This is a genomic window from Actinoplanes sp. NBRC 103695 (assembly GCF_030269485.1).
GTDB lineage: Bacteria > Actinomycetota > Actinomycetes > Mycobacteriales > Micromonosporaceae > Actinoplanes.
Map to the genome: position 1 here is coordinate 103,508 of NZ_BSTL01000017.1, position 17,458 is coordinate 120,965.

The window sequence follows — 17,458 nt, forward strand, 5'->3', positions numbered from 1 at the left end:
ATCATCCGTGTCACCGGTGACATGATCGCCCATGACACCGGTAACATGGCTCTCATGATGTGGCGCTCCGAGACAGCTTGTCAACCGGCCGGACCGGTCGTCGTGGCCGTCGCCGGGGTCGCCGGCAGCGGCAAATCCACCCTCGGCCGCGCCCTGGCGACAGCCCTCGGAGCGCCGCTGCTCGACCTCGACTCCCTCACGAACCCGCTGCTGGACGGCCTGCCGCCGGATGTTCTCGGCGGCCACTGGCTGGCCTCACCGCACAGCGCCGCCATCCGCGACGGCCGTTACGCGGCGCTGCGCGCGGTGGCCCGCGACGCCCTCGCCACGGCCGGCCGCGCTGTCCTGGTCGCGCCGTTCACGGCGGAGCTCCGCGGTGGCCCGGAGTGGGACCTGCTTCGCGGCGCGGCCGGCGACGACCTGCGGGTGGTCCACCTGGCCGGCGAGGCGGCCCTGTTCACCGCCCGGCGCGCCGGCCGGGCCGAGATCCGGGACCGGCACCGCACGGCGCTCCCGCCGGAGCCGCCGTCCGTGCCCGTCATCCCGGTCGATGCCGAGATCCCCACCGATCAGCAGCTCCAGGTGGTGCTCGCCGCGCTCTACCCGTCCTCGTCGTCCTCGTCGGCGCCCTCCGACTGAGCCGGGACCAACGCCGAGGACGGAGCCGGCAGGGCGTGGCCGTTCGAGCGATGAGCCGCGCTCGCCGCCACGGCCGCCCGACGCTCCGACGGCGTGGACACCCGTGGTTCCGGAGGCGCGGGAGGGTCGAACTGGCGAGCCGCCGCGTCGCCGAAGACCACGGCACACCGGGAGATCGCCTGCTTGATCAGCCGCCGGACCTCCGCCGGATGCCTGCCCAGGCCGGCTCGGGCCGCGGCGAGCGAGGCCGCCGCCGCGAGCACTTCCCCGGACTGCCACTGCGCCGGGGTCCGTTCGGCGGTGAAGAGAATGGCGGTGAGGCCGGCGACGCGAGCGTACGGATCCAGGGCCGCCGCGAGCGCCATCGCCTCGCTGCCATCGCGTACCGGGGCGGGCAGCGGCGCCTCCCGCAGCGCGGCGGCCAAGATGTCCGGCAGAGGGGCTTGGCCGTCATCGAGCAGTTCCCGGAACGCGAGCACATCGTCCAGCGGATCGTCCAGCCGCTCCTGGCTCAACCGCTGCAACGCCGCGTCCAGGACCTCGCCGAGATCGTCGGTCAGCACCCGTGTGACCGCGGCCGACAGCAGAACGTCGGCGTCATGGGAGCAGCGGAACTCGACGCAGTGCCGGGCCGAGCGGATCAGGTCACGAGCGTTGCCGCCGGACCAGGCGTAGCAGAACAGGACCGCGGTGGACGTGACGTCGCTCGCGCGCCGGGCGATCACGTCACGGCACTCGGTGAACGACAACGCCTTCATGCTGATCATCGCGTCGAACGAGGAGTCGAAGACATCGCGCATCGGCACCCCGCGGGCGGCGAAGCTGAGCAGCGCGTCGGTCGACACGGACACCAGGAAGTGGGCGCCCTCGATGTGGAACAGGTCCTTCAGTCCGTTGATCATCTGGATCGCGTCGGCCGGCGAGGCCATCTTGTCGAGCTCGTCGATGCAGATCAGGACCGAGACGTTCGACGGAGTCAGGGTCACCAGCCGTCCGATGTACCGGCGCAGGGCGCGCACGGAATCGGCGTGGCTGCGATCGCGCTCCAGCCGAGAGTACTTGTTCTGCCCCTCGACGCCGAGCCCGCTCGCCTTCACGCTGGTTTTCGCGGTGCTCTCCACCGTCGTCACCCAGCGGAGCCAGTCCAGCTGATAGTTGGCGCTCCCACCGACGGACGCCGGTTCCGCGTCGAGCTTGGCCCGCATCTGGAAGGCCCGCCACAACCTGACCGCGAGCAAGGTCGCCACGACCGCTATGCCCGCCAGGGCTATCACCCCGAGGTAGCCGATGTCGAAGACGGCGAGATTCTTCTCGATCTCGGAGCTGAGCCCGGGAAAGGCGTTGTTCGCCAGCGCGCGCTCGCGGAAGTCGGCGACGTCCCGCATCTTGCCGCGGTCATAGGCCCAGAGCAGGTACAGCGGGATCATCGCGAGCGCCACCATCAGCCACATCACCGCGCGGCCGAGCCGTGCTGGGAGGCCGGGCATGCGGCGCTGCCGTCCGTACCGGTATCTGCCGCCTTCGCCGTTCCGCCGCGCCCACAACAACGCCTCGTCGGCGAGCTCCCAGTGGATGATGCGGACCAGGTCCGTCTCGGTGTACAAAACCGGGGCGGCGACGCGGATGCCGATGCAGGGGAACGCCTCGCGCTCGTTGCGGAGCTGGTTCATCATGGTGGACTTGCCGGCGCCGCGGGATCCGGCGATTCCGATCGCCGAGGTCCGGTGCGAGCGCACGAACGAGAGCACCTCGCCATATCCCTCGGACGAGACGGCATCCTTCAGGTCCATCTCGACCAGGTACGGCGCCTTCGTCGCACCGAAGGTGTTGGACCAGCGGGCCGCGTCGCTGTCCCGTTTGACGGTTTCTTCGGCGATGCTCGCGACGAGTTGCCGCCGCAGTGCCTCCTCTAGTTGGGCCAGGGCGAGTCTTACTGTCAGCCGCCGCAGGGTGAGCGACCCGGTCACCTTGAACAGCGAGAACAGGCTCAAGCCGGACGTCGCGAGGATAAGGAACCATTGAGGAGCGAGGTTGGAGAGCGGGTAGGAGTCGAAAAAGAGCATCCGAGCCAGGACGGCCAACAAGAGGGCGATTGCGGTGACATCCCGCACGTTCCACAAGGTCCACGCCCGGGGTGTCGCCTCGAGTTCCTTGGCCTCCTCGCTGCACCGCTCGGCGACCGCCGGCGTCTGCGCCAGAACCGCACCGCGAACCTCGGCACGCGCCTCGGTGTCGGAGGACAGCCGCCCGTCCTGGTCGAGCAGCTTGTCGAGCCGCTCGATCATCGCCTTCTCGGACAACGCGATCTTGACGTGTCGTGCTGTCACGACCGCATCCGGTCACTCAGGAGCATGTGAGCCATCGTGGACATACGCGCCACGGAGCGCGATTACCCGAAAGGGTACGTGATGGCGCCGCCGATCCGCGGCGATGCTCCGCCCGGCCGATGTGGATCGTCAGGTGGGTGGGGTGGATCAGTAGGCGGATGAGACCGTGTGGCCGATAGTGCCGGGGTCGTCGAGCATCGCCAGCATGTGGTGCGCCACGTGGGAGCGGGAGATGAACATCCCGCCTCGGACGTTGCGGTCGACGGCAGTGCGGTAGCGCGGGCGGAGGCTTCGGTCGAGAAGTCTCGGCGGGCGGGACACGGTTGAGTCGAGGCCGCTGTCGCGCAGGATGTCCTCCATGATCGCCAGGTCCTGGTAGTGGCGCTTGAACATCAGCTTGGCCGCCGGGCCGATGAGGTGGCGCATGACGATGCCGTCGCCGGGGTTGTGCCTGGGCGGGTGGGGACGGCCGGGCGAGGCTACGGTGCCGACCGAGGCGGCGCTGACCGCGATGATGCGCCGGACGCCGGTCGACTTCATGGCGTCGACGATCGCTCGGGTGCCGCATGACGCGATGCCGGCCTGGGCGCCGGTGGGTGCGCCGAGCGCGGACAGCACGGCGTCGGCGTCCGCGATCGCGTCCTCGAGTACGCCGGGCGGGGGATCGGCCAGATCGCAGCGGACGACGCGCGACGGTTCTTCTCCGAGCCGGGCGGGGTTTCGGACGATTGCGGTCACCCGATGGCCGGCGGCCAGGGACTGGCTCAGGAGGTGACGGCCGACCCCTCCGGTCGCCGCGACCACGACGATGTTGAACATGTTCAATAACATAGCTCCGTGACGCAAACACATCGGATGACGTTCGTTCTGGCGGGCGCGTACAACATCCTCTGGGGTCTGTACGCGGTCGTCGATCCGCAGTGGCTGTTCCGGCTGGCCGGCATGCCGCCGTCGAACACGCCGCAGATCTTCGCCTGCCTCGGCATGGTTCTCGGGCTGTACGGGATTCTTTACCTCGAGGTCGCGCGGCGTCCCGAGCAGGGCTGGCTGATCGCGGCGGTCGGCCTCACCGGCAAGGTGCTCGGCCCGCTCGGACTGCTCTACCTGCTGCTGACCGGCGCGTGGCCGCCGGCCACCCTGGCGCTGATCATCACGAACGACCTCATCTGGTGGGTGCCGTTCGCCCTCTACCTCCGCGCCGCCTGGCCGGCCTGGCGGGCCACCTGGTGAGCTGGCGCCCGGACGGCAGGTTGCCGGCCGTTTCGGCCCGCCGGGGCTGGGAGCCGTTGTGGGGCCGGGCGAGCAGCCATTCGCGCAGATCAATACTTGACGAAGTTAATTAATGGTCATAGCTTCCAGACATGCCCCTTGCCGCCTCGCCGGCCGCCGCCGCGATCATGACCGCCCTGGTCACGGCCGGTCCGCAGAGCCGGGTCGCGCTGGCCCGGCGGCTCGGGCTGTCGTCCGCGGCCATCACCAAGGCGGCCCGCCCGCTGATCGACGACGGTTACCTGCGTGAGCTCGGCGCCACCGAGCGCACCGGGCCGGGCGCCGGCCGCCCGGCCAGCCCACTCGCCGTGCGGCCCGAGCGGGAGTACTTCGCCGGCATCAAGCTCACCGGCGACGAGCTCATCGGGGTGGTCTGCGACCTCACCGCGACCGTCCGGGTCGTCGAGCACCGGCCGCTGCGCAGCGCCGACGTCGAGCACGTCGTCGGCGAGATCGCGGCGATGACCAGGGACCTGGCCGGCTGGGGCGCGCGGCGGCTGGGCCTGGCCGTCTCCGGTGACGTCGACCGGTCGTCGGGGCTGGTCCGGTACTCGCCGTTCCTGCGCTGGCACGACATCACCCTCGGCAAGCTGGTCGCGTCCGCCACCGGCCTCACGGTCACCGTGGAGAACGACGTCAAGGCGCTCACCACCGCCGAGCACTGGTTCGGTGAGGGCGCGGGAGCGGACTCGTTCGCGCTGGTCACCGTCGGCTCGGGGATCGGCTGCGGACTGGTCGTCAACGGCCGTCCGGTGTCCGGCTCGCACGGGGTGGCCGGGGAGATCGGGCACCTCGGCGTCGACCCCGCCGGGCCGGACTGCCACTGCGGCAGCCGGGGCTGTGTCGAGGCGATCGCCGGCACCGAGCCGATCGCCGCCGCCGCGCGCGCCGCCACCGGACGCGCCGACCTGTCCATCGACGACGCGTACGCGCTGGCCCGGGCCGGCAACGCCGGGGTGGCCGCGGTGTTCGCCCGGGCCGGTGAGGCCATCGGCCTGGGCATCGCGGCCGTCGCCAACCTGGTCGGCCCCGCCCGGATCGTGGTGTCCGGCGAGGGGCTCGCCGCATACGACCTGTTCGAGCCGCACATCCGCGCCGGTTTCGAACGTCAGGCGTTCGGCGCCGCCGCCGAGATCCCGCTGTCCATCCGGCCGCTCCCGTTCGAGGAGTGGGCGCGCGGCGCGGCGGCCGTCAGCATCCAGTCCCGCCTCGTACCCCTCGCATGATGGAGGTCACGTGAAGAAGCTGGCCGCGGCGCTGTCCGGCGTCGTGCTCGTCCTCGGTGCAAGCTCCGTCCCCGCGTACGCCGACAGCGCTCTTGATCTTGCTGAGACGCCCTTGATGGGGTGGTCGTCGTGGAGCCTGCAATCCACCACCAGGCCCGGCGTCAATCCCGACGGCGACGCCAGCTGGCTCAACGAGGCGCGCCTGCTTCAACAGGTCGACGCGCTGGCCACCAGGCTCAAGCCCGCCGGGTACGAGTACATCAACATCGACGCCGGATGGTCCCGCGACATCGGGGACTGGGACAAGATCAACTACGACGGGTACGGGCGTGAGCTCGCCGCCCCGAACCGGTTCCCGCACGGCATGAAGTACGTCGCGGACTACGTGCACGCCCGGGGTCTGAAGGCGGGCATCTACCTCGCGGTCGGGCTCAACAAGACGGCCTACCACGACGGGCGGACGCCGATCTCCGGCGCGCCCGGCTGCGCCACGGCCGACATCGTCTACCCCGACCTGCGCACCACCAACGGCTGGGACAGCGCCTACAAGATCGACTTCGCCGACCCGTGCGCCACGAAGTACATCGACTCGCAGGCGCGGCTGATCGCCGGCTGGGGCTTCGACTTCCTCAAGCTCGACGGGGTCGGGCCGGGCTCGTTCAAGTCCGGCGAGAACTACGACAACCGGGCCGACGTGCGGGCCTGGCGGGCGGCGCTGGACCGGACCGGCCGGCCGATCCGGTTCCTGATCTCCTGGCAGCTGGACCGGAACTACGCCGCCGACTGGAAGGCAAGTTCGAACGGCTGGCGCATCGACACCGACGTCGAGTGCTACTGCGACACGCTCGTCACCTGGAACAACTCGGTGAAGGTGCGGTGGGACGAGGCGCCCGGCTGGCAGCCGTGGGCCGGTCCCGGTGGCTGGAACGACCTGGACGCCGTCGACGTCGGCAACGGCGAGATGGACGGCCTGACCAGGGACGAACGCCGGGCGTACATGACACTGTGGGCCATCTCGGCCGCCCCGCTCTACACCGGCGACGACCTGACCAAGCTGGACGCGTACGGGATCAAGCTCCTCACCAACCGTGAGGTGATCGCCATCGACCAGCAGGGCGTGGCCGCACGCCCGGTGACCCCGACGGGCGCCGGCCAGGTCTGGGGCCTGCGAAACACCGACGGGTCCTACACGATTGCGCTGTTCAACCTGGGTTCCTTCGCGCAGACGGTGAGCGCTCGCTGGACCAGCTTCGGTTTCAGCGGACGCGCCGACGTGCGTGACGTGTGGGAGGGCCGGAACCTCGGCACTCGCGACGGCGGCATCACCGCCACGATCCCGTCGCACGGCACGATGCTCTATCGCGTGACGCCGCGCTCCGGTGGCGCGGGCGTCAAGACCTACGAGGCCGAGGTGGCCACACCGGTGAACGGGGCGTCCGTCTCCGACTGTGCGGTCTGCTCCGGCGGCCGCAAGGTCGGCAACCTCTACAACGGCGGCGCGGTCCAGTTCCGCGGCGTCACGGCGCCCAGCACCGGGACCTACCACGTGAACATCCGTTACCTGAGCGGCGACGCCCGCTCCGCGACGGTCTCGGCCAACGGCACGGCGCCGGCGACCGTGGCCTTCCCGTCCAGCGGGGGATGGGACCGGCCGGCCGTGGTCACGGTGCCGCTGCGGCTCACCGCCGGCCGGAACACGATCGAGATCGACAGCAGCTCCCCGGTCTACTCGCCGGACATCGACGCGGTCGACGTCCCGCGCTGATCCGCGTCGTGGGTCCGTCCGGCGCCCCCTGACGGAGGGGCCCACGACGTCAAGCCGCGTCAGCCGGCGATCGTGACGGTGAAGGCGGCTCGGTTGGCGCCGTCGGTCTGCGTCTGGCTCGTCTTGCCCAGGGCCGCCTCCGTCAGGGCCTCACCGAGCGCGCCCGGGTCGCTGTCCGCCGGCGCTTGCAGGACGTACTCGACATCGAGGGTCTGACCCTCCGCCAGCGACGGCCAGTTGACGCCGCACTGCCAGCTCGAGCCTCCGGGCGGGGCGGGGAGCGCGCCGTCGGCAGAGCAGCCACCGTCCGGTTCCACCCACGGCCAGTCCGACAGCCCGGCCGGCAGAGCGAGCTCGAGCGGAACGAAGCTGTGCGAGGCGTCGCCGTCGTTGTGGATCGAGACCGGCAGACGGCCCTCGAAGTCGCCGTCGCCCTGCCGGGTCAGGGTGACGGCGCCGGCGGCGGTCACGGTCAGGTGGGGGAGTGGAGCGGGGGTGTAGGGCCGAGGGTCGTCGATCGAGCCGTCGGTGGCGCGGAACAGCACCGGGTAGGTGGCCCGGGCGCCGTCGACGTCGATCAGACCGGACTGCTCGGCGGCCCGCGCGAACGGCTGGGGCTTGGCCACGCTGCGGAAGGTCGCCTCGATGATCTGGGTGGAACCGGCGGGGATCGGGGGGTCGATCATGCAACCCCAGAGTCCGTGGCCGCCCTCGCGGCCCTCGAGGCCGCAGGACATCTGGTCCCCGCCGACCAGGGACAGGCCGTAGAAGGAGTGGGCGATCGGCTCGGTGAGCTGAACGCCGTCGAGATAGGGCCGGTCCGTGCCGTTGTGGATGGTGAACCGAAGCCGGCCCGTGTGCCCGGTGTACCTGGTCTGCGCCGGTTCGAAGATCAACGGCGCGACGGAGACCGTCACGCCGGGGGCGGCCGGTGCGGCCTGGGCCGCGACGGCGCCGGACAGCAGGAGGGATGTGGCCGCGGTCGCGATCGCGCCGACGCGCAGGACAGAGCGCATGCAGGTCCTCTCATCGACTCCCGTGCCGGCCGGATGGAGCGTCCCGGCCGATCGATGGCGATGAGCCTAGCCGAGTATCGGACGCCGCCGACGTGACGTGGTCCACATCGGATGTCGACCGGGATCTTCTGTCTCATCACCGACTGCAACTAATTGAAGATCGTATATAGCGGCTGGTCAGCGGGTGATCATGTGGTGGGGGTCCTCCGTTCACGTCGAAGTTTGTCGGGAACGACAAGCCGATGTCGTAATCACGCGGCATTGTTGCGTCCGTGATCACGACGATTGTGGATCTGCTGGGTCAGCACGCCGCGCAACGGCCGGACAAGGTGGCCTTCACTGCGGGTGACCGGGCGATCACGTTTGCCGAGCTGGCCGCGTTGACGGGGCGGTTCGCGAGCGGGCTGGCCGCCCTCGGCCACCGGCGGGGCGAGCCCGTCCTGATCTGTGTGCCCGCGGGCATCGACGCGGTCGTCGCGTTGCTCGGCACCGTGCGGGCCGCCGGGATCGGCGTACCCGTGAACCCCAGATCCTCCAGCGCCGAGCTTGCCGGTCTCGCCGAGGACGGCGCGCCCTCGCTCACCGTGACCGCCCACGGCGCGACGACCGTCGCCGACGTACTCGCCGCAGGCGAGGGCGGCGAGCCGCGCGACGACCTCGGGCCGGACGAGGACGCCTGGATCCACTACACGTCGGGCAGCACCGGCCGGCCCAAGGGCGTGGTCTCCAGCCAGAGGCACTGGCTGTCGATGATGGACCGGTCCCTGGTCCGGCACCTGGGTGTCAACGAGCGCGACCGGCTGCTGTGGCCGCTGCCGCTGTTCCACGCGCTCGGGCACGCCCGGTGCGTGCTCGCGGTGACCGTGATCGGGGCGACCGCGACGATCCTCGACCACCCTTCCGACGACGATCTCATCGAGGCGCTGCGGACCACCTCGCCGACGATCCTCACCGGGGTGCCGACCACCTACCACCGGCTGCTCGCGACGCTCGGCGACCGGCAGGTCGAGAGCACCCTGCGGATGTGCGTCACCGGGGGAGCGCCGTGCCCGCCCGAGATGCGCGCCGGGGTCCGGACAGCACTCGGGGCGCCCCTGGTCAACACCTACGGCAGCACCGAGACGTGCGGCACGATCGCGATGGAGACGCCGGGGCAGGAGATCGTCGCCGCCGGGTCGGTCGGCCGGCCGCTCACCGAGGTGCGGATCGCGGACCCGCGTACGGGCGCCGAGCTGCCCCGCGGCGCCGAGGGTGAGGTGCGGGTCCGCGGCGAGAGCGTGATGCGCGGCTATCACCGGCAGCCCGAGGCGACCGCGGCGGTGCTGGCCGACGGCTGGTACCGCACCGGCGACCTGGGGAAACTGGTCGACGGGGAACAACTCGTGCTGACCGGCCGCGCCGGCGACCTGATCATCCGCGGCGGCGCCAACGTGCACCCCGCCGAGATCGAGCGGGTGCTGCTCACCCTGCCCGGCGTGGCCGACGCCGCCGTGGCCGGGCGCCCGCACCACCGGCTCGGGCAGGTCGCCGTGGGGTATGTCGTGCCCGCCCACGACCGCATCGACGCGGCCGAGCTGCTCGCCGCCACGCGTCGCCGGATGTCCGCGGCCAAGGCGCCCGACGAGATCGTGCTCATCGACGCGGTCCCGCGTACGGCATCGGGAAAGGTCATCCGGCACGAGCTCGCCGCGCGGCAGGGGACCGGCCACGACGACCCCGTCGCGATCATCGCGATGGCCTGCCGCTATCCGGGCGGCGTCACCTCACCCGAGGACCTGTGGTCGCTGGTCGACAAGGAGGTCGACGCGATCAGCCCGTTCCCGTCCGACCGCGGCTGGGCCGACGACCTGTACGACCCCGACCCGGACCGGGCCGGGCACAGCTACGCCCGGGCCGGTGGCTTCCTCGACGACGTGAGCGGCTTCGACCCGGCGCCGTTCGCGATCGGTGACGCCGAGGCGATGGCCATGGACCCGCAGCAGCGGCTGCTCCTGATGTCCGCGTGGGAGCTGTGGGAACGCGCCGGGATCGCCCCCGCGTCGGTGCGCGGCAGCGACGTCGGCACGTACGTGGGCCTGATGTACCGCGACTATCCGAGCCTGGCCGGCGCCGAACCGAGCGGCGAGCTGGAGGGCCACCTCGGTCTCGGCTCGGCGGGCAGCGTCGCGTCCGGCCGGATCGCGTACACCTTCGGCCTCACCGGCCCGGCCGTCACGATCGACACCGCCTGCTCGTCGTCCCTGGTCGCGGTGCACGAGGCCGCCGCCGCCATCCGGGCCGGCGAGGTCTCGATGGCCATCGCCGGCGGCGCCACCGTGATGGCCACGCCCGACGCGTTCGTGGGATTCAGCAGGCTGCGCGGGCTCGCCCAGGACGGGCGGATCAAGGCGTTCTCGGCCACCGCCGACGGCACGAGCTGGGGCGAGGGCGCCGGGCTGCTGCTGCTCGAACGACTCTCCGACGCCCGCCGCCACGGCCATCCGGTGCTCGCGGTGCTGCGCGGCTCGGCGGTCGGCTCGGACGGCGCCTCCAACGGCATGGCCGCCCCGCACGGGCCCGCCCAGCAGCGGGTGATCCGCGCGGCGCTGACCGACGCCGGCCTGGGCCCCGCCGACGTGGACGCGGTCGACGCGCACGGCACCGGCACGCTGCTCGGCGACCCGATCGAGGCGCAGGCGCTGCTGGCCACGTACGGGCGGGACCGGCCCGCCGGGCGCCCGCTGTGGCTCGGCACGGTGAAGTCCAACATCGGTCACACGCAGGCGGCGGCCGGGGTGGCCGGGGTGATCAAGATGGTCGAGGCGATGCGCCACGGCCGGCTTCCGCGCACCCTGCACGTCGACCGTCCCAACGACCACGTCGACTGGACCGCCGGTGACGTGCGGCTGCTGACGTCCGCGCGGCCGTGGCCCTCACTCGACCGGCCGCGGCGGGCGGCGGTGTCGTCGTTCGGCATCTCCGGCACCAACGCGCACGTGATCATCGAGCAAGGGTCTTTTGAGGAGGTGGCGCCGTCTGGTGACGGTCCGCTGCTGGTCTCCGCCGCCGATCCTTCCGCGCTGCGTGCCTACGCCGTCCGGCTGCTGGAGCACGGCCCGGTCCCTGCTGCTGCTCTGGGCGTCCGCGCGGCGTTGCGGCATCGGGCGGCCGTGCTGGACGCCGATGCGCTCACGGCGCTGAGCGCGGGGCGGGCCCATCCCTCCCTCGTCCTCGGGGACGGGCGCCCGTCGGCCGCCAAGGTCGCGTTCGTCTTCCCCGGGCAGGGCTCGCAGCGCGCCGGGGTGCTGCCGTTCGACGTGTTCCGGGCCGCATACGACCAGGTCATGGCCGCGCTGGGCGATCCGGTTCCGCCGGGCGCCGACCTCGACCGCACCGAGTACGCGCAGCCGCTGCTGTTCGCGTACGGCGTGGCTTCGTACCGTCTGCTCGAATCCTGGGGTGTGCGCCCCGACGTGCTGGCCGGGCACTCGATCGGCGAACTGGCGGTCGCGCACGTCGCCGGGATCCTCTCCCTGGACGACGCCGCGACGCTGGTCTCCGCCCGCGCCCGCCTGATGGGCGCGCTGCCGTCGGGCGGTGCGATGGTCGCCGTCGACGCGTCCGAGGAGTCGGTGCGGCCCCTGCTCCGCGACGGCGTCTCCCTGGGCGCGATCAACGGCCCGCGCTCGGTGGTGCTCTCCGGCGACGCCGAGGCGGTCGAGGAACTCGCCGCTTCCCTGCGGGAGCGCGGCCACCGGACCCAGGCGCTGCGGGTCAGTCACGCTTTCCATTCGGTACGGATGGAGCCGATGCTCGCGGAGTTCGAGCAGGTGGCGGCTTCCCTGACGTACGCGGATCCGGCCGTGCCCATCATCTCCTCCCGGACCGGCCGCCCCGCCGCCGGCGACGACCTGCGCTCGGCGCACTACTGGGTCCGGCAGATCCGCGAGGCGGTGCGCTTCGGCGACGTGGTCGCCGCCCTGCCCGACCTGGTCGTCGAACTCGGCCCCCGCGCGTCCCTGGCCGCCCTCGTCCCCCAGGGTGTCCTCGCCGTCTCGGCCGACGCGGCGGCCACGCTCTGGGCGCGCGGCGTCGACGTGGACCGCGACGCGCTGCTCGGCCCCGCCGACCCGCGGGTGGCCGCGAACCTGCCGACGTATCCGTTCGCCCGCCGCCGTTTCTGGCTCGCCGACGGCGCCCCCGATCGCCGCGCCGCCGGGTCGCACGTCACGATGCTGGAGGTCCCCGGCACGGGCCGGCACGTGGCGCATGTGACGCTGTCCGCCGCCGCCCAGCCGTGGCTGCGCGACCACCGCATCGGCGGCGACGCGCTGCTTCCCGGGACGCTGTTCATCGAGCTGGCCACGTCGTTCGGCGGCTGGGCGGGCGTGCCGGTGCTGGGCGAGCTGACCATCGAACGTCCCGTACCCGTCGCTGACACCGACATCGACCTGCAGCTGGTGCTCGGCCCGCCGGACCCCGACGGCGGTCGCGCCCTCGACGTCTACGTCCGCGACGACTCCACCTGGACGCCCCACGCCTCGGGCCGCTGCCTGCCTGTTACCGACGCCGACGGCTGGTCCTTGGCCGGCGACTGGCCACCGGCCGGGGCGGAACCGGCCGACCTCTCCGGCCTCTACCCGGGCTCCGGCTACGGGCCCGCCTTCCAGGGACTGGTGGGGGCGTGGCGGGACGACGAGGCGGTCTACGCGGACGTCCGGCTGCCCGGTGCCGCCGGCAGCTGGTCCGGGCTGCACCCCGCGCTCCTCGACGCGGCGCTGCATCCCGCCCGGCTCCTGCCCGGCGCGGACAGCTCTCCCCGGATGCCGTTCGTCTGGTCCGGCGTCCGGCGCTTCGGCGACGCCGCGTCCACGGCCCGCGTCCGGATCGCGTCGCCGGGCCCGGACCGCCTCAGCGTGCGGGTGGCCGACGTGACGGGACGCCCGCTGCTCGAGATCGGCGAGCTGACCGTACGGGCCCTGCCCCAAGCGCTCTATCGGCCCACCTGGACACCGCTGCCGCAACCGCGGCCGGCCGGATCGCAGCCGGTGGTGCTCGACGCCGTCGTCCCCGCGGCCGCGAGCCCCGCCGAGGTTCACGACCATGTCTCCGCGGTGGTCTCCCGGTTGTCCGAGCTGGCCACCGGCACCGACCACATCGTCGTGGTCACCACCTCGGCGGCCGTGACCGGGCTCGCCCGGGTGGCCGCCGCCGAGTACCCCGGCCAGGTCTCCCTGGTCCACCTGGACGACACCGGCGAGTCCCGCGAGGCGCTTCCCGCCGCGATCCAGGCCGCCGCCACGACGCCCGAGGTCCACGTCACGAACGGCCGGATCGGCACCATGCGCCTGATCCGGGCCGCGACGACGCCGTCCGCGGGTGCTCCCGGATTCGGTACCGGCACGGTGCTCATCACCGGCGGCGCCGGCGCCCTGGGCCAGTTGCTCGCCCGGCATCTCGTCGCCACGTACGGCGTCCGGCACCTCCTGCTCGTGAGCCGCCGCCCCGCCGACGTGACGATCGACGGCGCGACGGTCACCGTGCGGGCCTGCGACGCCGCCGATCGGGACGCGCTCGCCGCCACGATCGCCGCGGCGGACCCGCCGGTGACCGCAGTGGTGCACGCCGCCGGCGTGATCGACGACGGCCCGATCGAGTCACTCACCCGCGAACGCACCGACGCCGTGCTGCGGCCCAAGGTGGACGCCGCCTGGCATCTGGACGACCTCACCCGGGACCTGGCGGCCTTCGTGTTGTGCTCGTCCGCATCGGGGCTGCTCGGCAATCCCGGCCAGGGCGCCTACGCGGCGGGGAACGCGTTCCTCGATGATCTGGCCCGTCGCCGCCGTGCCGGCGGGCGGCCCGCGTTGTCGCTGGCCTGGGGGCCGCTGGCTCTCGACGGCGGGATGCCGGTGGGGCGCTCCCACCTGCGTCCGATGGTGCCCGCGGAGGTGACCGCGGCCTTCGACGCGGCGCTGCGTGCGGACGAGGCGGTGCTCGCTCCGATCAACTTCGACACGGCCGTCCCGACCAGCCCGGCGGAGCGCCGGCCCGCATCGTCCCAGGCCGCCGACCACCTCCGCGGCCTGTCCGGCGACGAACTGACCGCCGCGCTGGAAACCCTGGTCCGCGACGAAGTCGCCGCCGAACTGGGCCGGACCGACCCGACCACGGTCGACATCCGGGGCGCCTTCACCGATCAGGGCCTCGACTCGGTGAGCTCCATCCAGCTGCGCACCCGGCTGGTCGCCAGCACCGGGGTGGCCATGCCCGCCACCGTCGTCTTCGATCATCCGACGCCTTCGGCGCTGGCCGGCTGGCTGGCGTCCCGCCTCAGCGCCGCCGCGTCCCCCGACGTCTCGTCTTCGCCCGTGCCCCCGGCTGTGTCTTTGCCCTCGGCGGCTTCTTTGCCCTCGGCCGCCTCCTTGTCCGACTCCGCCTTCCGGGTCGCGGATGGCTCATCGCCGGACGAGGCCGCGGCCTCGTCCACTGTGGCCGTCGTGCCGGCGTCGTCCTTGCCCTCTGCTTTGCGGTCGACCGCCGGTGGTGCCGCCGCCGAGCAACCGGCCACTCTCACCGACTTCTTCCACCGCATCCGCCTGTCCGGCAACCATTGCCTCGCGGTCAACATGCTGATCAGCGCCTCCGTCGATCCCGTCGAAGGCCGCACGGTCGGCGAGCTCGAACCCATCTCGCTGGCCGCCGATTCGGCGAACGGCCCGGTCCTGGTCTGCCTGCCGTCGTTCAGCCCGGCCGCCGCGGCGGAGTTCATCGGACTCGCGCGGGCGTTCGACGGCACGATGACGGCCCTGCCCCTGCCGGGCTTCGACAACCGGCGGCATCTGCCCGAGTCGCGCGAGGCGTTGTCGGACCAGCTGGCCGACGCCGCCCTCGCCGCCGCGGGTGGTCGCCCGCTCGTCCTGGTCGGGCGCTCGAGCGGCGGCCAGGTGGCGCACAGCGTCGCCGCCCGGCTCGAACACCGCGGGCATGAGCTGGCCGGCCTGGTGCTGCTCGACACCTACGAGACCAACCTCGGCACGGTGACGGACGACTGGATGGCCGGGCTGATCACGACCGGACTGAGTCGCCTGCACGGCCGGCTGGACCCGGCCGCCGAGCAGACCGCGCTGCTGGCCGCCGGGGCGTACATCAGACTGCTAAAGGGTTGGCGCCCCGGCCCGCTCACCGTGCCCAGCCTGCTGATCGCCGCCGCCGAACCGGTCGCCGGCATGCCGGACGGCTGGCGGACGGCCCGCTCGGTCCCGCATGAGCGCGTGGAGGTCCCGGGCAACCACTTCACCATGCTGGAGGAACATGCGGCGACGACCGCGGCCGCGATCCGGGCCTGGGTCCCCGCCCAGCGATAGCGTCCGCTCGTTCCGAGCCCTGGGGTGCGCTCGTTCCGGGCCTTGGGGTGCCGCCGGGCGATGGTGTCCGCTCGATCCGAGCCTCGGATGCCGGCCGGGGCCGGCGTGCGCTGGTATCCGAGCCTTGGCCCCCGTCCAGCGTGATAGGGCCCGCTTGCAGGTGACCGCGGGTTCTTCCGGCACGGCTCACCGCTCACCCCCTTGCAGGCGACCGCGGGTTCTTCTGGCACGACTCACCGCTCACCCGCTTCGGGCGCCACGGCCGGCGGAACCGATCGTCATCACCGGATCGTCGCCGCGAGGGCGAAGGCTCGATGCGGTCATGAGGCGAAGTGGGCTTCGCTGAGCGTCAGGAGTTTCCGCTGGACGGCGGGGTCGTGGGAGATCGGCGGAGTGGTCGCCGCCGAGCCTTGGTTGAAGTAACGGCCGGTGACCCCGGCGAGTTGGGGATCCGTGGCGAGGCGCAGCGCGGTCGTGGCGCCATCGGCGGGGGTGAGCATGGTGCGGCGGATGAGGGCGCCGAACGGGCGTAGTGGTGGGGGTACCAGGTCGTCGATGATGCCGGTGGCGACGATGCCGGGGTGCAGGGCGTTGAGGGTGACGCCGTCAGGAGCGAACGAGCGCGACAGGGCGTAGCCGGCGGTCACGGTCATGAGCTTGGCCCGCGCGTACGCCTCGAAGGGCACGAAACCCTTGTGCGGGTTGAGGTCCGCAAGGTTGTCGACGTGGGTCAGATCCAAGGTCGCCGGGCGGGGTTTTCCGGCGAATTTGACCTGGCGGGTGTCGTTGAGGGTGTCGCTGGCGACGTTCACGATGCGCGCCCGGCCGCGCCGCAGTGGTGCGTCGAGGTAGGTCATGAGGCCGTAGGCGGCGAGGTAGTCCAGCGCGATGTGCATTTCGATGCCGTCCGGCGAGACCCGGTGGTCGGAGAAGTGCGCGCCGGCGTTGTTGACGAGGAGGTGGATCTGCTCGTAGCGGTCGCCGATGGTCCGCGCTGCCGCGAGGAGGTCCTCGCGCCGGGACAGGTCGCCGGTGATGATGTCGAGGCGGTGCTCGTTGTCCTTGCCGAGGTGGCTGCGCAATGCGTTCGCGCGGGCCGGATTCCGGGCGATGGTGATCACGTGCGCGCCCGCGTTGATCAGTGTGGTGGCGATGATCTGTCCCATGCCGCCGGTTGCTCCGGTGACGATCGCGGTGTGGTTCGTGAGGTCGGGGATCGTGGCGGTCATCGGGTGATCCTGGGATAGGCCCGTACGTAGCGCGGGTTCTCCGCCTCGTCGATCAGGAAGGCGGCGAGGTCGGCGCGGCCGATGGAACTCCACACGTGGATCGGCAGGTCGGTGCCGACCCGGCTGTTCCCGGTGGGCGGATGGTTCGACAGCTTCGGCGGCCGCACGATCGTCCAGTCGAGGCCGGAGGCGGTGATCAGCGGTTCCATCGTCTCCTTGTCGCGCATCCGGTCCGCCACGCCGGCCCAGACCGCCAGAGAGTAGAGCGACCGGTCGTGTGTCTCCAGAACTCCGTGGGCGCTGACGGCGATCAAACGTGTCACCCCGGTCATCTCCATCGCCTTCAGCGTCGTGGCGATGCCGTCGGTGCACACTGTCGTCGGCCCGGTGCCGGCGCCGCCGAGAGTGCTGATCACGACGTCGGCGCCGGTCAAGGCGTCGGTCAGGGCCGGCATGTCGTCGACGTCCGGCCAGACGGCCTCGTTCAGCCGTTCGTGCCCCGTAAACGTCGCTTTCCCGCGCACACAAGCCGTGACGGTGTGTCCGCGTTCGAGTGCCGTGGCCACGACGTGCCGTCCGGTTGCCCCAGAGGCCCCGATGACCCCTATCGTCAAGGTCTTCGATACAGGATGTCTCATAAC

General features: G+C 72.1%; 9 protein-coding genes and 1 pseudogene. 5 read left to right on the plus strand and 5 right to left on the minus strand.

The window, feature by feature from the left end; translation table 11 throughout:
• Window positions 1-54 precede the first annotated feature (54 nt).
• Window positions 55-639 (plus strand): P-loop nucleotide/nucleoside kinase family protein, encoded by a 585-nt coding sequence (locus QSK31_RS29370; RefSeq protein ID WP_285687721.1) that lies wholly within the window; start codon window positions 55-57, stop codon window positions 637-639.
• Here QSK31_RS29370 and QSK31_RS29375 read toward each other — a convergent pair.
• Together QSK31_RS29375 and QSK31_RS29380 are read right to left on the minus strand one after the other, a co-directional pair.
• Complete coding sequence (locus QSK31_RS29375; protein WP_285687722.1) at window positions 600-2,966, minus strand: P-loop NTPase fold protein; 2,367 nt, start codon at window positions 2,964-2,966, stop codon at window positions 600-602. The two genes, QSK31_RS29370 and QSK31_RS29375, sit on opposite strands and share 40 nt — an antisense overlap.
• 147 nt (window positions 2,967-3,113) lie before the next feature.
• Window positions 3,114-3,785, minus strand: a complete 672-nt coding sequence (locus QSK31_RS29380; RefSeq protein ID WP_285687723.1) for an NAD(P)-dependent oxidoreductase — start codon at window positions 3,783-3,785, stop codon at window positions 3,114-3,116.
• 36 nt (window positions 3,786-3,821) lie between these two features.
• Between QSK31_RS29380 and QSK31_RS29385 the strand changes: the two genes are divergently transcribed.
• From QSK31_RS29385 to QSK31_RS29395, 3 genes are all read left to right on the plus strand, one after another.
• Window positions 3,822-4,196, plus strand: a complete 375-nt coding sequence (locus QSK31_RS29385; RefSeq protein WP_285687724.1) for a hypothetical protein — start codon at window positions 3,822-3,824, stop codon at window positions 4,194-4,196.
• 131 nt (window positions 4,197-4,327) lie between these two features.
• Complete coding sequence (locus tag QSK31_RS29390) at window positions 4,328-5,461, plus strand: ROK family transcriptional regulator (protein ID WP_285687725.1); 1,134 nt, start codon at window positions 4,328-4,330, stop codon at window positions 5,459-5,461.
• Between the two features lie 10 nt (window positions 5,462-5,471).
• Window positions 5,472-7,226, plus strand: coding sequence for an alpha-galactosidase D (locus tag QSK31_RS29395; protein WP_285687726.1), 1,755 nt, complete (start codon window positions 5,472-5,474; stop codon window positions 7,224-7,226).
• Between the two features lie 59 nt (window positions 7,227-7,285).
• On the opposite strand, the gene QSK31_RS29400 is transcribed toward QSK31_RS29395, so the two are convergent.
• Window positions 7,286-8,242 (minus strand): hypothetical protein, encoded by a 957-nt coding sequence (locus QSK31_RS29400; RefSeq protein WP_285687727.1) that lies wholly within the window; start codon window positions 8,240-8,242, stop codon window positions 7,286-7,288.
• 314 nt (window positions 8,243-8,556) lie between these two features.
• Between QSK31_RS29400 and QSK31_RS29405 the strand changes: the two are divergent.
• A pseudogene (locus QSK31_RS29405) lies at window positions 8,557-15,558 on the plus strand (SDR family NAD(P)-dependent oxidoreductase); the annotation flags it as partial.
• 350 nt (window positions 15,559-15,908) lie between these two features.
• Here the strand turns inward: QSK31_RS29405 and QSK31_RS29410 are convergent.
• Window positions 15,909-16,817: an SDR family NAD(P)-dependent oxidoreductase gene (locus QSK31_RS29410; protein ID WP_285687729.1), complete on the minus strand. Its 909-nt coding sequence runs from the start codon at window positions 16,815-16,817 to the stop codon at window positions 15,909-15,911.
• The gene (locus QSK31_RS29415) at window positions 16,814-17,455 is read right to left on the minus strand and encodes an NAD(P)-dependent oxidoreductase (RefSeq protein ID WP_285687730.1); all 642 of its coding nucleotides are present in this window, start codon (window positions 17,453-17,455) and stop codon (window positions 16,814-16,816) included. Before QSK31_RS29415 ends, QSK31_RS29410 begins: the two co-directional genes overlap by 4 nt.
• Between the last annotated feature and the right edge of the window lie 3 nt (window positions 17,456-17,458).

Coding starts and splice junctions, on each gene's coding strand:
- QSK31_RS29370 (WP_285687721.1), top strand. CDS start 55: ATGATGTGGCGCTCCGAGACAGCTTGTCAACCGGCCGGACCGGTCGTC.
- QSK31_RS29380 (WP_285687723.1), bottom strand. CDS start 3,785: ATGTTCAACATCGTCGTGGTCGCGGCGACCGGAGGGGTCGGCCGTCAC.
- QSK31_RS29385 (WP_285687724.1), top strand. CDS start 3,822: ATGACGTTCGTTCTGGCGGGCGCGTACAACATCCTCTGGGGTCTGTAC.
- QSK31_RS29390 (WP_285687725.1), top strand. CDS start 4,328: ATGCCCCTTGCCGCCTCGCCGGCCGCCGCCGCGATCATGACCGCCCTG.
- QSK31_RS29400 (WP_285687727.1), bottom strand. CDS start 8,242: ATGCGCTCTGTCCTGCGCGTCGGCGCGATCGCGACCGCGGCCACATCC.
- QSK31_RS29410 (WP_285687729.1), bottom strand. CDS start 16,817: ATGACCGCCACGATCCCCGACCTCACGAACCACACCGCGATCGTCACC.
- QSK31_RS29415 (WP_285687730.1), bottom strand. CDS start 17,455: ATGAGACATCCTGTATCGAAGACCTTGACGATAGGGGTCATCGGGGCC.